Below are 12,359 nucleotides of genomic sequence, written 5' to 3'. Positions count from 1 at the left end.
GCCAATGCAAATGACGCTTATCTGCGCAAGCCGGGCGAAGCCTGTCGTTCCGGCTATTTTATCTTAATGAAAGCGCGGCGAGACCCGTATCGCCTTTTTCTCGAGCCCCCACGAAAGATTACGCAGACGTTACACGCGAGAGCGCTCGAAGCGTCGGTAGCAATAGCTTGGGGCAAAATCATGAAGAGACTGTTTCTGGCGGGCGTATCGTTGGCGGCGGTGGGCCTGGTCAACGCGGCACACGCTGCCGACGCCAATCCGCCGCTGCTGAAGGCGCCGGCGGCGAACTGCGATCCATACAAGAATTACGCCTGCCTCGACGGCTATCTCGGCAGCGACTTCTTCACGCGTTTCATCAATTACTACCGGCTCGAATGGGGGCATGACTCCGCGCCATCGGATCCGAAAGCGCCGCCGTCCCGCCGCGACTATTGGCCGGCGACGCCGCAGAGCACGCCGCCGATGCCGTTCACGGAATGGCCGTATGGCGGCACGACCAGCATCGGCGTGACGCGGCCGAGCTCGGTCGACAGCCCGCTGATGGCGGCGCTCGGCACCACGCCCGCCGGACAGTGGATGAACGATGCGCATATCCAGGTCTATGGCTGGATCAACGCCGGCGGCAATCTGAGCTCCAACTCGGTTCGCGGCGGCAACGCGCCGGCCGCCTACGATTACAATCCGAATACGGTGCAGCTCGACCAGGCGGTGCTCTATATCGAGCGGCTGCCCGACACGGTCCAGAAGGATCACGTCGACTGGGGCTTCCGCATCGCGCCGATCTACGGCGAGAACTATCGCTATACGACTGCCTACGGCCTGTGGAGCAACCAGCTCCTGAATCAGAACAAGAACTACGGCTACGACCTGCCGATGGCTTACGGCGAGGTGTTCATCCCGCAGATCGCCGAAGGTCTGCTGCTGCGGTTCGGCCGCTTCATCTCGATCCCCGACATCGAGGCGCAGCTCGCGCCCAACAACTACATGTATACGCACTCGATGACGTATACGTTCGACAACTACACCAACACGGGTCTGCAGAGCACGCTGGCAGTCACCAAGAACTGGATGCTGCAACTGGGCGTCTCGGTCGGCAGCGACACCATGCCGTGGAATGCCGGCGCCAAGATCGCCAACCCGTTCCCCAATCCGCTGTTTCCCGGCACCACCATGCTGAAGGATCCCGGCGCGATCCCGAGCGTCACCGGTGGTGTGCGCTGGACCAGCGACTCCGGCAACGACAGCGTCTACGTCGTCGCCGACGCGATCAACAGCGGCACCTGGGGTTACAACAACCTGCAATGGTACGGCCTGACGGCGTACCACAAGTTCAACGACCAGTGGCACATCTCGTTCGAGACCTACAATCTGCATCAGAACAATGTGCTGAACGCCAACAATCCGGCGGCGATGGCTGCCTATGCCGCGGGCGGCACGCCGTTCTCGCCGCAATATCTGCCGTTCAATGCGCCGGGCCTCGCCCAGTGCAGCAGCGCGACGGTGTTCGCCTGCACCGCGTCGGTGCAGACCTATCTGGCCTACCTGAATTACAAGGCCTCGCCGCTCGACAACATTTCGTATCGCATCGAGTTCTACGACGACAAGCAGGGACAGCGCACCGGCGTCAAGACGCGCTACGTCGAGACCGGCATCGGCTGGCAGCACTGGTTCTCGCCGCAGATCGAGATCCGGCCCGAGGTCTCCTACTACAGGTCGCTGGATGCGAATGCGTTCAACGGCAATTCCAATCTCGGCATCGCCCCGACCAAGAATTTCGCTCTGATCGGTTCGGCGGACATCATCATTCACTTCTGATCGTGAGCGCGCCCGGCATGCCCGCCGGGCGCTTCGTCAGAACAAGGGACAGGGGAACAACATGAAGCGAATTCTTCTCACATCCGCAGCGCTCACGCTGCTGGCTGCAGCCTCGCCGGCGCTCGGCGCCGACCTTCCGATGTACACCAAGGCGCCCGCGATCGCGGCGCCGGCCTACGACTGGTCCGGCTTCTATGTCGGCGTGTTCGGCGGCGGCGGTTACGGCAACCACAATCTCAACAACGCGCTCGGCCCGGCGGGCTTCGCCGACTACACCATCAACTACTCGTCGACCGGCGGAATCGCGGGCGGCGAAATCGGCTACAACGTGCAGAGCGGGAGCATCGTGGTCGGCGTGGAGGCCGACGGGTTCTGGTCCGGCATCAAGGGCAGCGATGTCGATCAATTCAACGCCGGCACCTTGCCGATCGCCTCGGTTGACGCGACCAGCCTGCGCGACGGCTTCACGCTGCGCGCCCGCGGCGGTATCGCGCTCGACCGCCTGCTGCTGTTCTTCACCGGCGGCTGGGCCTATGGCGACTTCCAGCATACCAACAGCGATCCGGTGTTCGGCGTCGATCAGTTCAGCGCCAACAGGAGCGGCCTGACCGCAGGCGGTGGCATCGCCTATGCGCTGACCAACAACCTGATCGGCAAGTTCGAATATCGCTACTACGACTTCGGCCGCTACGAGCGCGCCGCGCCGCTCAATGGCCAGATTCCCTACACCGTCGATAACACCTACTCGGTCGTGACGCTCGGCCTCGACTACAAGTTCGGCGGTCCGGTGGTCGCGAAATACTGATCGGTCAAAGCACAGGTGCAACGCAGGAAGGAGGACAGCATGGGGATCTCGACATTGAGGCAAGCATTGTTGCGCATCGTCATGATCGCGGGGCTCTGTGCCACGGCTGCCGGCTGCATCAGCGACGCGGCGGCACCGACGGCGGATGGCGCCACGCCGATGCGCTACTACGGGGGCCCGAAATCCCCGATGTGGGCGAGCCAGTAGGCCCGCCGATGCGACGGCTTCGCTTTCACGCGAAAGGGCGCGCCGGCATCAGGCTCGCCATTCATGTCGGCGTGCTGCTCGCTGTCGGGGCGGGGAGCGAGGCGATAGCAAAGTCCAGGCGCTACTGCCATGCCCACCGGCCGCACCGCCATTCGATGCACACGGCAGCAGTGCCGACGCCGGTGCAGCCGGCGCTGCATCTTGGGCCGATGCGCTACTACGGCGGTCCGAAGTCGCCGATGTGGCGCGCGCCGTTGGAGTTTTGAACCGATGGCCGGACGCGTCGCGGTCCGCGAGCAGGGAGCGGTGCTGACGATCGTGCTGCTGCAAGCGGACGGCACGAACGCGGCCGGCGATGGGCTGTATCTCGCCATGACAGGCGCGATCGAGGCGGCACAGTGCAATCCCGCTATCCGTTGCATCGTTGTGATCGGCGGGTTCGATGTGCTCGCGGCCGGCAGCGACCCTGCCGATCATCATGCTGCCGGGGGCGCAGCGACGGAAGCAAGCTCTCCGCAGACGGTAGGCAGGTTTCTGCAGGCGCTCGCCAACAACACGAAGCCGATCGTTGCCGCCGTCGAAGGTGCGGCGACGGGCATCGGCACATCCCTCGTCTTCAGTTGCGACCTTGTCATGGCAGCCGCATCCGCGACGTTTGCCTCGCCGCTGGAGTCTCATGATCTGGTCCCGGATGGTGCGATCGGCTTGTTGATACCCCGGCGCCTGGCTCACCACCGCGCCCTCTCGATGCTCGTTTCCGGACGGCCGATGCGGGCGGAGCGAGCCTGTGATGCGGGTCTGATCGACGTGACCGTTGCGCCGGGACAAGCGGCGATCGAAGCGGAGCGGATCGCGCAGCAGCTCTGTCGGTTGCCGGCCGGCGAAATCTCGGGAATCCACACCCTGCCGAAGTCGTCGGCGCAGGATGTGCTGCGGCGGATGGCGGCGGACGACGATCATCGCAGCATGGCGTTGGAAGCGACCGCAGCGCGGCGTAGGTGACGCGAGTGGCACGGGCTGTCCCGTCCGCGACTTGTGCGGCGCCGCAATCGGCTGGGCCTCGTCGCATTCGGCTTTCCTGATCGACGCGGCGGCTTGCCCAAAAAATCAGCAGCTGATGATTATTGTTGCGATTCATAGGAATCGGGACCAGCATTCCTCATCGTCAACAAGACGCCGGGCAGAGGCGTCGATTGGAAACGCCTATCGCTGTTCGGATGTGTCTCAGCCTCCTGGAGGGTGCGATGCTGAAGTCCCTTGCTATCCTGATTAGTGCCGTCGCGATTGCCGCCTTGATGGCGCCCGCCGCCCATGCCGGTGCATCAGCCAGTGCGCCGACAAAATACGCACAGCATTCACAGCAGGTGACGAGCGTGCGCATGGTCAGGCAGACCAAGCGGATCGACACGCCGGTCACGGATTTTTCGGCCCAGGCGAAGACGGCGCCATTTCACCGCTAGACTAGCGGCGGATCGTTGCCCAGATCGGCTCAACTCAGCCGCTGCAACGTCGCCTTCGGCGTCTCGCCGAACTTGGCGCGATAGGCGCTCGCCATCCGGCTCAGATGGGTGAAGCCGAGGTCGAATGCGATATCGACGATGCGTTCGCCCGGCCGCGCCGTCTTGAGCCGGGCGTTGAGATGGGCGAGGCGGATCTCGAGCAGCATCTCGGAGACCGTGGTGCCGAAGTGGCGGCGGAACCCGAGTTGCAGCGCCCGGACACCGGTGCCCGCGATCTCGGCAAGCTCGGCGAGATCCAGCGGCTCAGTCGCGCGGCTCTCCAGATACGCGCGCACCCGCTTCAGCGCCGCAGGCTGCGCCTCGGTGCGGCCGTTGAAGACGTCGATCGCCGTACTCAGGCTGTGGCGCTGCTCGTTGAGCAGGGCGTTGAGAAACTGCTCGCGCCAGTCGGCTGCCGCAAGCGCAGACAGCGTGCGGCGTGGCCCGAGCTGCTCGGCTGCCATCACGAGATGTTCGATCCTAGCCGAGAGCGTTTGCCCGAGCGGTCCGTTCAGCGCGACGGCAGGATCGAACTCGACCGGCCGGACCGCCACGCCGCCCAGCGCGGCGGCGCGATGCTCCACCAGCTTGCGGTCGAGCAGCACGATGAGCTGGGCGCAGTCATCGCGCCAGGTCATCTCGGTCGGAATGGTCGGCGACAGCAGCGAGGCGCAGTGTTGCGGCCCGGTGGTCAGCTCGCGCGCCGCGGTCCGCACCGAAGCCGAGCCGGACAGCGGCATCTGCAACAGGAAGAAGCGGTCGAGGCAACCGGGATTGATCGCGACCGATCCGCCATAGGCGACATAGTTGACGGAGAAGCCGTCGAAATTAGCGCAATTGTGGTGTGCGGAGAAATCGCGCTCGGAATGATCGACCGGCGTCAGATCGTGCGGACAGAAGATGCGGCCGATCGCTTCGGCCGCGTCATCGACCCGTGCGGTCGCAACGCGCGCGAAATCCTTCAGCCTTGCCTTTGCAGGATTTGCCTTGCCAGGATTTACCTTGGCAGGATTGGCCCTTGCCGTAACCTCGTTGCCAACAGCAGTCACGCCGGCCGTCCGAGTTGTTTGAGGTCTAAAATATCTGATAGCGTAATCCATTCGTCGGCAAAGGGGAACGCTGTTTTGTCGCGCAAACTGCCCGATCGGCGCGCAGGCCGATGCGACGGCCTTGGGCAGAATTTGCTCCCGCATTGCAGCATGAGCGTGCCGGCTGCGGATTCGTTTAGCGGCTAGACAGTCCCACCCGCTGGCGACAGGCTCCGTGTCCGCAAGACGCATCAACACTGGAGAGGCTGACATGGGCACGCTCGAAAAAGGCATTACCCGCACCGGCACCGGCTACGGCGGCAAGACCTGGAATATCCTGGGCCAGGTCTATTACCCGAAGGCGGTCACCGACTCGACCTTCGCGTTCGAGACCAACAGCGATCCCGGCCAGTTCGTGCCGGTGCACATCCACCCGACCCAGGACGAGTTCATCCTGGTGCAGGAAGGCGTGCTCGATCTCAAGCTCGACGGCGTCTGGGTGCAGGCCAAGGCCGGCGACCTCGTGCGCATGCCGCGCGGCATTCCGCACGGCTATTTCAACAAGTCCGACAAGCCGGCGCGAGCGCTGTTCTGGGTGTCGCCGATGCAGAAGCTCGAGGCGCTGTTCGAGAAGCTCGACAATCTGACGGACCCTGCCGAAGTGGTTCGGATCTCCGCCGAGCACGAGGTGGATTTCCTGCCGCCGGACGCCAACGACTAGAGCATGATCCGGACCCGGAGGGCAGCGTTAGTGCAAAGTGCGAAGTGGCTTTCCGAAAAGATCATGCTCAAACAAGAGAGCTAAAGCGAGCTGACACTACGCATGCGAGGCGGCAATCGCCGGAGGAGGCTCCGGCGATGACGGGGAGGCGTGCGCCTTAGCGAAATTGGATCTGTTCATTCATCGCGGAGACGTTTCATGGTCAAGCAGAAGCATGTGTGCGTCATCGGCGCCGGCATTTCAGGGCTCGCCGCCGGCAAGGCCTTTGCCGGTCGTGGCCACCGGGTGACGATCATCGAGCGCAGCGGCGATCTCGGCGGGGTCTGGGAGCCGGCGCGTTCCTATCCCGATGTGCAGACCCAGAGCCCGAAGGAGCTCTATCGCTACACCGATAAGGCGATGCCGGAATCCTATCCGGAATGGCCGAAGGGCCCGCAGGTCCATGCTTACTTGCGCGACTATGCGCGCAGCCATGGGCTCGAGGGCGCGATGCGGTTCAATACAAAGGTCGAGGGCATGACGCGCCGGGCCGACGGCAAGCCGGGCTGGACACTGGCGCTACGCTCGACCGATGGTGCCACCGGCCACGAGGATTTCGACTTCGTCGCGGTCTGCACCGGGCAATTCAACGAGCCGCAGTCGCTGCCGCTTCCCGGCGAGGATAGTTTCAAGGCGCAGGGCGGCCAGATTCTGCACTCGTCGCAATATGGTGACCCCGATCTTGCCAAGGGCCGCAAGGTCGTGGTGCTCGGCGGCTCCAAATCGGCGACCGATATCGCGGTGAACGCGGTCAATTCCGGCGCCAGCGAAGTCACCATCGTGTTTCGCGAGCCGGTGTGGCGGATTCCCTATTTCATCGGCGGCCTCGTCAACTTCAAACGCATCCTCTACATCCGCGCCCAGGAGCAGATGTTCGCGAGCTGGGGCATCGGGCCGATGGCGCGCCTCGCGCATGCCGTCGCTAAGCCGTTCGTCTGGGCGAACTGGCGCGGGCTCGAGAGCATGCTGAAGGTGCAGCTCAAGCTGAAGCAGTGCGGCATGGTGCCGAAGGAGCGGATCGAGGACGGCGTCAATTGCTCGGTGCCGATCGCAACCCCCGGCTTCTATCCGATGGTGGCCGATGGCCGGATCAAGGCGGTGCTCGGCACCTTCGATCATTATGACGGCAACACCATCGTGATGCGCGGCGGTCAGCGTGTCGCGGCCGACATCGCGGTGCTCGCGATCGGCTACAAGCTCGGTGTGCCGTTCCTGCCCGCGGAGTATCAGAACAAGCTGGTCGAGCCCGACGGGCAGTACCGGCTCTACCGGCTGATCGCCAATCCCGATCTGCCCGACATGGGCTTTGTCGGCTTCAATTCGAGCTTCTGCACCGTGCTGTGCGCGGATCTCGCCGCGAACTGGCTGGTGCGCTATGCCGACGGCCAGCTCGCGCGGCAGCCGAGCGCGGCCGAGATGCAGGACAACATCGCGCTGATGCTCAACTTCAGGCGGGTCGAACGTCCGGCGGCGGGCGTCTATGGCGGGCTGTGCGTCGCGCCCTACCACTTCAAGCATTTCGACGAGCTGCTGGCCGACATCGGCACCACGGCGTCGCGCCGCAACCCGCTCGTCGAGAAGTTCACGCCGCCCGACGCGGACGCCTATGCACGCTTTCTCGCGACCGCGCCCGCGTACAAGGCGGTCGCATAGAGCATGATGTCGTTCAGTCCCGGCCGGCGTCGAGGAAGGCCTGCGCCAGGCGCTCCGGGTTGGAGAAGCACAGCTCGTGGCTGCCCGGCACCTGGATCAGGCGGAACAGGCCGAGCTTCTCCGACAACCGCGGATGCCAGGGCAGGCCGTGCGGCAGCGCGGTGTCCTCGGTGCAGTTGACGTAGGATTTTGCGATCGGCATCTCGGCCGGATTGGTCCGCAGCACGATCTTGTCCTGAAACGTCTTCAGCGGGTGCGGATTGAGCACGTCATAGGCGCGCTGCGCGGTATCGAGATCGGCGTCGTTGATGAAGGCCTCCCGCCAGATCGGGAACGGCAGCACCACCGAGCCGTCGCCGCGCTCGGCATGGATGGCGTCGAACAGGCCGACATAGTGCGGCGGCACCATGTCGTTCAGGGACTCGCCATTGTTCGGCACGAACGCGTTCCAGTAGACGAGGCGGCGGATGCGATTTGCGGCGGCATCGGCAACGCCGGTGATGACCATGCCGCCATAGCTGTGACCGACCAGCACGACGTCCTTCAGATCGTGCTCGCTCAGATAATCCACGATCGACTGGATCGCCTCGGCAAGGCCTGAGTCCTTGCGATCGCCGGGCCGGTTGCCCTTGATCGTCGGGGTGTGGACGACATGGCCAGCCTTGCGGATCGCAGCCGCAACCGGTTCGAACTCGGCGCCGGTATGCCAGGCGCCATGGACGAGAACATAGGTCGACATGCTGTGCTTCTCCAATTGTGCTTCGTCAAGCGGTTTGGTTAGATCGACGCTCGCTTCCTGTGATGGCGCGACGTTCGTGCGGCGGTTTGTCGGATATTGCGGTAGCCGGACCGGGCGCGCTTGGCTGAGACTGCACTGGACTAGGCTCGGAGTGCACTGATGCAACAAATTGCTCGCCCTGACCGCGCGCCGAGTCTCGCCTGGAATACCGAGGATGTGCGGCCTGCCGAGCAGTTCGCCTACTACCGGGAGGCGATCTGCCAGGTGTTCATGAAGCTGACGCCCGAGCCGACGGACAGGTCCAGCTTTCCGGCACGGATCGAACGCATCGGACTGGGCGCGGGCGCCATCAATCGCGTCACGTTTCCCGGTCACCTGGTGCGCCGTTCGGCGAGCGATATCGCGGCCTCGAGCAGCAGCTGCTTCTACCTCAATCTGAAGCTTGCCGGACGCTGCCGGATCGACCAGGACGGACGCGCCGTCGAACTGTCGCCGGGACAGGTCGGCATCTTCGACAGCGCGCGGCTGTTCGCGCTGCATCACAGCCAGGGCCCTGCGCTGCAGGTCGCATCGTTCTGGGTCCCGACGCAATTGCTGCGCGATCGTCTGCCGCCATCGTTCGAATTCGGGCCGGCGCGGGTGTCCGACGATCCCCTGGTCGGTCATCTCATCGTGGAGACCGCGCAGGCGCTCAACTCGGCGGCGTCCGGCATGCCGGAAGCGGAAAGCGCACGGCTGTTCGGCGTGCTGCTCGACCTCGTGGCGCTGAGCCTGTCGCGCGACGGCCGGCGCGGCGCGGACCCGATGAGCCTGGTGGAGGCAACCTGGATCGCGCTGCGCCGAGCGGTGGATAGCCGGCTGCGCGAGCCCGGGCTCGGCGTTGCCGCCATCGCGGCCGCGATCGGCATCAGTGAGCGCTATGTCCACAAGCTGTTCGAGCGCGCCGGCACCACATTCGCCAGCTACGTGATGGACCGTCGGCTCGACGGCGCGGCGCGCGATTTGAAGGATCCGGCGATCGCCGGGCGCGCGATCGGCGAGATCGCATTCGACTGGGGCTTCTCCGATCTGTCGCATTTCACCCGGCGCTTCCGGCATCGTTTCGGCTGCACGCCGCGTGACTGGCGCCGCGGGTAAAACAACGGTTTCGGACATCGCCATGCCGCAGTCGTTCACCTATCAGGTCAGCCCGATGCGCGTCGTGTTCGGCGTCGGCACGGTCGCGCAGCTGGCGGACGAGCTCGACCGGCTCGGCATCGGCCGCGCGCTGGTGCTGGCGAGCCGGCGGCAGCAGGCCGAGCTCGGCGATCTCGCAGCCTTGACCGGTGGCCGCATGGCCGGCGTGTTCGATGGCGCGGTGGTGCATACGCCGGTCGCGGTGACCGAGCGTGCGATGGCGGTGGTCGGTGAGCTGAAGCCCGACGGCGTGGTCGCGATCGGCGCCGGCGCTGCGACCGGCCTGAGCAAGGCGATCGCGCTGCGCACCGACCTGCCGCAGCTGATCGTGCCGACCAGCTATGCCGGCTCCGAGATGACGCCGGTGCTCGGCGAGACCGTGGACGCGGTCAAGACCACGCAGTCGTCGCCGAAGATATTGCCCGAGGCCGTGATCTACGATGTCAACCTGACGCTCTCGATGCCGGTGAAATTCTCCGCGATATCGGGCCTCAACGCGATCGCGCATGCGGCCGAGGCGCTGTATGCCCGCGACGGCAACCCGATCACCTCGTTGATGGCGGAGGAGGCGATCGCAAAGCTCGCGTTGTCGCTGCAGGAGGTGATCGCGCGGCCGCGCGACCTCGACGCGCGGTCCGATGCGCTCTATGGCGCCTGGCTATGCGCGGTCTGCCTCGGCACCGTCGGCATGGCGCTGCATCACAAGCTCTGCCACACCGTCGGCGCGCTGTTCGATCTGCCGCACGCCGAGACCCACGCGGTGCTGCTGCCGCACACCATCGCCTACAACATGCCGGCGGCGCGCGATGCCATCGGCCGCGCCGCGCGGGCGCTCGGCACATCCGACGCAGCCGACGGCCTGTTCGATCTATCGGCCAAGCTCGGCGCGCCGCGCTCGCTCGCCGAGATCGGCATGCCCGAGGACGGCATCGCAAAGGCGGCGGCGCTCGCGACCAGGAATCCTTACTGGAATCCACGGCCGATCGAGGAGAGCGGCATCAGCGACCTGCTCCGGCGCGCCTGGTCCGGCGCGCGGCCGCAGCCCGGATAACTACACCCCGATCGCGTTGCGCGCGATTACGTCGCGATAGAACGCCGCGCTCAGTTTCGGCACGCGGGCCTGGGTCTCGAAGTCGACGCGGTACAGACCAAAACGCTTCTCATAGCCGAAGATCCATTCGAAATTGTCCATCAGGCTCCAGAGGAAATAGCCGTGGACCGGGACACCGTCGGCAGTCGCGCGCTGCAGTTGCGCGAGGTAGTTGCGCAGGAACATGATGCGGTCGAGGTCGTAGATCTGGCCGTCCGGCTGCAGCTTGTCCTCGCCGGACGTGCCGTTCTCGCTGATATAGATGCTCTTGATGTTCCAGAGCTTGGCGGCGATCCGTGGCGCCCAGTAGATCGTCTCCGGCGCGATCCGCAGCCAATCCGAATTCATGTGCGGGAACGAGGCCGGCATCGGCAGCGGCTTCCAGCCGGGCGCGCTGTCGGTGGCGACGACATAGCAGTGCGGCGCGTAGATGTTCAGCCCGACGAAATCGTTGGGCTGGGCGATGATCTTCAGCTCCTCGGCGGTGAATTTGGGCGCGTCGGCGCCGGCATATTGCAGGAAGCCCTCGGTGTACCGGCCTTCGAGCAGAACGCCGAGAAAGCCCGCGTTGAGCTCGCGCGTCGCGATCTCGGTGGCGCGGATGTGCTCCGGCGTGTTGATCGCTGGCACGCAGGCGGTGATGTTTTCGGCCGGGCCGACCCGCGTGCCGGGGCGGGCCTTGGCGCGGATCGCCTGCACCGCAAGGCCGTGCGCCAGAGCGACATGGTGGCGCGCCTGGTTGACCTCGCCCGGCGGCAGTTTCAGCCCCGGCGCGTCGACGCCGAGCGCATAGCCGAACGGCAGGAAACGGCCGACTTCGTTGAGGGTGAAGATATTCTTGACCCGGTCGGTCAACCGCTGCGCCACATAGCCGGCATAGTCGCCGAACGCCTTTGACGTGTCGCGCGAGCGCCAGCCGCCGACCCGGTCCTGCAGCGCCTGCGGCAGGTCCCAGTGATAGAGCGTGGCGTAGGGCTCGATGCCATTCGCCAGCAACTCGTCGACCAGGCGGTTGTAGAAGTCGAGGCCCTTCGGGTTCGGCGTGCCGGTGCCGTCGGGAAACACCCGCGGCCATGCGATCGAGAAACGATAGGCCCTGGCGCCGAGATCCTTGATGAGGCGGACATCCTCCTTGTAGCGGTGATAATGCTCGTTGGCGCGGTCGCCGGTCGAGCCGTCCTCGATCTTGCCCGAGGTGTGGGTGAAGGTGTCCCAGATCGACGGGCCACGGCCGTCTTCATTGACGGCGCCCTCGACCTGGTAGGACGAGGTCGCGGTGCCCCAGACGAAGCCGGCGGGGAAGTTCGCGCCATCCGGCCGCGGGGCTCGGTTCGCGGCCTCGGCGGGAGCCGAGAGGCCAAGCGCCGAGAGGCCCGCAAGGCCCGCAAATTGCCGGCGCGAGAATTTTCCGTACATTGCTATCTCCCGTCGCCGGTCGTTGCGGCTGGAATGCCGGCCGCAGGTTAGCCTTGCACCGCGCCGTTGAGCAACAAGGGGGCCGGCGGACCGCGTGGCGCGTGCGTGTCAATCGCCGCAAGCCGCTGCGACGTCAATGTCGCGGAGTTGTCAGTTTTGTGGCGACATTTT

At 65.2% G+C, this 12,359-nt stretch carries 13 protein-coding genes; 10 read left to right on the top strand and 3 right to left on the bottom strand.

The annotated features are described in order from the left end of the window. Nucleotides 1-180: 180 nt before the first annotated feature. From ACVW17_RS00535 to ACVW17_RS00510, 6 genes are all read left to right on the top strand, one after another. Nucleotides 181-1,815, top strand: a complete 1,635-nt coding sequence (locus ACVW17_RS00535) for an outer membrane beta-barrel protein (protein ID WP_456749978.1) — start codon at nucleotides 181-183, stop codon at nucleotides 1,813-1,815. 61 nt (nucleotides 1,816-1,876) lie between these two features. Beyond that, complete coding sequence (locus tag ACVW17_RS00530; protein ID WP_456749977.1) at nucleotides 1,877-2,620, top strand: outer membrane protein; 744 nt, start codon at nucleotides 1,877-1,879, stop codon at nucleotides 2,618-2,620. Nucleotides 2,621-2,659: 39 nt separating this feature from the next. Then, on the top strand, nucleotides 2,660-2,827 hold the full coding sequence (locus ACVW17_RS00525) for a hypothetical protein (RefSeq protein WP_456749976.1): 168 nt from the start codon (nucleotides 2,660-2,662) through the stop codon (nucleotides 2,825-2,827). Nucleotides 2,828-2,835: 8 nt separating this feature from the next. Beyond that, complete coding sequence (locus ACVW17_RS00520; RefSeq protein WP_456749975.1) at nucleotides 2,836-3,093, top strand: hypothetical protein; 258 nt, start codon at nucleotides 2,836-2,838, stop codon at nucleotides 3,091-3,093. A 4-nt stretch (nucleotides 3,094-3,097) separates the two neighbouring features. Next, nucleotides 3,098-3,829, top strand: coding sequence for an enoyl-CoA hydratase-related protein (locus ACVW17_RS00515; protein ID WP_456749974.1), 732 nt, complete (start codon nucleotides 3,098-3,100; stop codon nucleotides 3,827-3,829). A gap of 242 nt (nucleotides 3,830-4,071) precedes the next feature. Beyond that, the gene (locus ACVW17_RS00510) at nucleotides 4,072-4,287 is read left to right on the top strand and encodes a hypothetical protein (RefSeq protein WP_456749973.1); all 216 of its coding nucleotides are present in this window, start codon (nucleotides 4,072-4,074) and stop codon (nucleotides 4,285-4,287) included. 29 nt (nucleotides 4,288-4,316) lie between these two features. On the opposite strand, the gene ACVW17_RS00505 is transcribed toward ACVW17_RS00510, so the two are convergent. Next, a complete protein-coding gene (locus tag ACVW17_RS00505) occupies nucleotides 4,317-5,375 on the bottom strand; it encodes an AraC family transcriptional regulator (protein ID WP_456749972.1) in 1,059 nt (352 codons plus the stop codon). A gap of 250 nt (nucleotides 5,376-5,625) precedes the next feature. On the opposite strand from ACVW17_RS00505, the gene ACVW17_RS00500 reads away from it, so the two are divergent. Further along, a complete protein-coding gene (locus ACVW17_RS00500; RefSeq protein WP_456749971.1) occupies nucleotides 5,626-6,075 on the top strand; it encodes a cupin domain-containing protein in 450 nt (149 codons plus the stop codon). A gap of 198 nt (nucleotides 6,076-6,273) precedes the next feature. Further along, on the top strand, nucleotides 6,274-7,767 hold the full coding sequence (locus tag ACVW17_RS00495; RefSeq protein WP_456796670.1) for a flavin-containing monooxygenase: 1,494 nt from the start codon (nucleotides 6,274-6,276) through the stop codon (nucleotides 7,765-7,767). 13 nt (nucleotides 7,768-7,780) lie between these two features. Here the strand turns inward: ACVW17_RS00495 and ACVW17_RS00490 are convergent, their stop codons facing one another. Then, nucleotides 7,781-8,506: an alpha/beta hydrolase gene (locus ACVW17_RS00490; protein WP_456749970.1), complete on the bottom strand. Its 726-nt coding sequence runs from the start codon at nucleotides 8,504-8,506 to the stop codon at nucleotides 7,781-7,783. Between the two features lie 159 nt (nucleotides 8,507-8,665). Here ACVW17_RS00490 and ACVW17_RS00485 point away from each other — a divergent pair, with 159 nt between their 5' ends. Both ACVW17_RS00485 and ACVW17_RS00480 read left to right on the top strand, forming a co-directional pair. Further along, on the top strand, nucleotides 8,666-9,643 hold the full coding sequence (locus ACVW17_RS00485) for a helix-turn-helix domain-containing protein (RefSeq protein ID WP_456749969.1): 978 nt from the start codon (nucleotides 8,666-8,668) through the stop codon (nucleotides 9,641-9,643). Between the two features lie 22 nt (nucleotides 9,644-9,665). Then, nucleotides 9,666-10,733, top strand: a complete 1,068-nt coding sequence (locus ACVW17_RS00480; protein ID WP_456749968.1) for a maleylacetate reductase — start codon at nucleotides 9,666-9,668, stop codon at nucleotides 10,731-10,733. Here the strand turns inward: ACVW17_RS00480 and ACVW17_RS00475 are convergent, their stop codons facing one another. Next, nucleotides 10,734-12,188 (bottom strand): GH1 family beta-glucosidase, encoded by a 1,455-nt coding sequence (locus ACVW17_RS00475; protein WP_456749967.1) that lies wholly within the window; start codon nucleotides 12,186-12,188, stop codon nucleotides 10,734-10,736. Nucleotides 12,189-12,359: the final 171 nt, after the last annotated feature.

Source organism: Bradyrhizobium sp. USDA 4473, from assembly GCF_054063335.1.
Note: the sequence above shows the minus strand (reverse complement) of the source record. Positions and strands in the feature narration are given on the sequence as shown.

Bases quoted from the DNA above. Each gene is read 5' to 3' on its own strand.
- ACVW17_RS00480 (WP_456749968.1), top strand. From the start codon at position 9,666: ATGCCGCAGTCGTTCACCTATCAGGTCAGCCCGATGCGCGTCGTGTTC.
- ACVW17_RS00530 (WP_456749977.1), top strand. From the start codon at position 1,877: ATGAAGCGAATTCTTCTCACATCCGCAGCGCTCACGCTGCTGGCTGCA.
- ACVW17_RS00500 (WP_456749971.1), top strand. From the start codon at position 5,626: ATGGGCACGCTCGAAAAAGGCATTACCCGCACCGGCACCGGCTACGGC.
- ACVW17_RS00510 (WP_456749973.1), top strand. From the start codon at position 4,072: ATGCTGAAGTCCCTTGCTATCCTGATTAGTGCCGTCGCGATTGCCGCC.
- ACVW17_RS00515 (WP_456749974.1), top strand. From the start codon at position 3,098: ATGGCCGGACGCGTCGCGGTCCGCGAGCAGGGAGCGGTGCTGACGATC.
- ACVW17_RS00475 (WP_456749967.1), bottom strand. From the start codon at position 12,188: ATGTACGGAAAATTCTCGCGCCGGCAATTTGCGGGCCTTGCGGGCCTC.
- ACVW17_RS00535 (WP_456749978.1), top strand. From the start codon at position 181: ATGAAGAGACTGTTTCTGGCGGGCGTATCGTTGGCGGCGGTGGGCCTG.
- ACVW17_RS00490 (WP_456749970.1), bottom strand. From the start codon at position 8,506: ATGTCGACCTATGTTCTCGTCCATGGCGCCTGGCATACCGGCGCCGAG.
- ACVW17_RS00485 (WP_456749969.1), top strand. From the start codon at position 8,666: ATGCAACAAATTGCTCGCCCTGACCGCGCGCCGAGTCTCGCCTGGAAT.
- ACVW17_RS00495 (WP_456796670.1), top strand. From the start codon at position 6,274: ATGGTCAAGCAGAAGCATGTGTGCGTCATCGGCGCCGGCATTTCAGGG.
- ACVW17_RS00520 (WP_456749975.1), top strand. From the start codon at position 2,836: ATGCGACGGCTTCGCTTTCACGCGAAAGGGCGCGCCGGCATCAGGCTC.
- ACVW17_RS00525 (WP_456749976.1), top strand. From the start codon at position 2,660: ATGGGGATCTCGACATTGAGGCAAGCATTGTTGCGCATCGTCATGATC.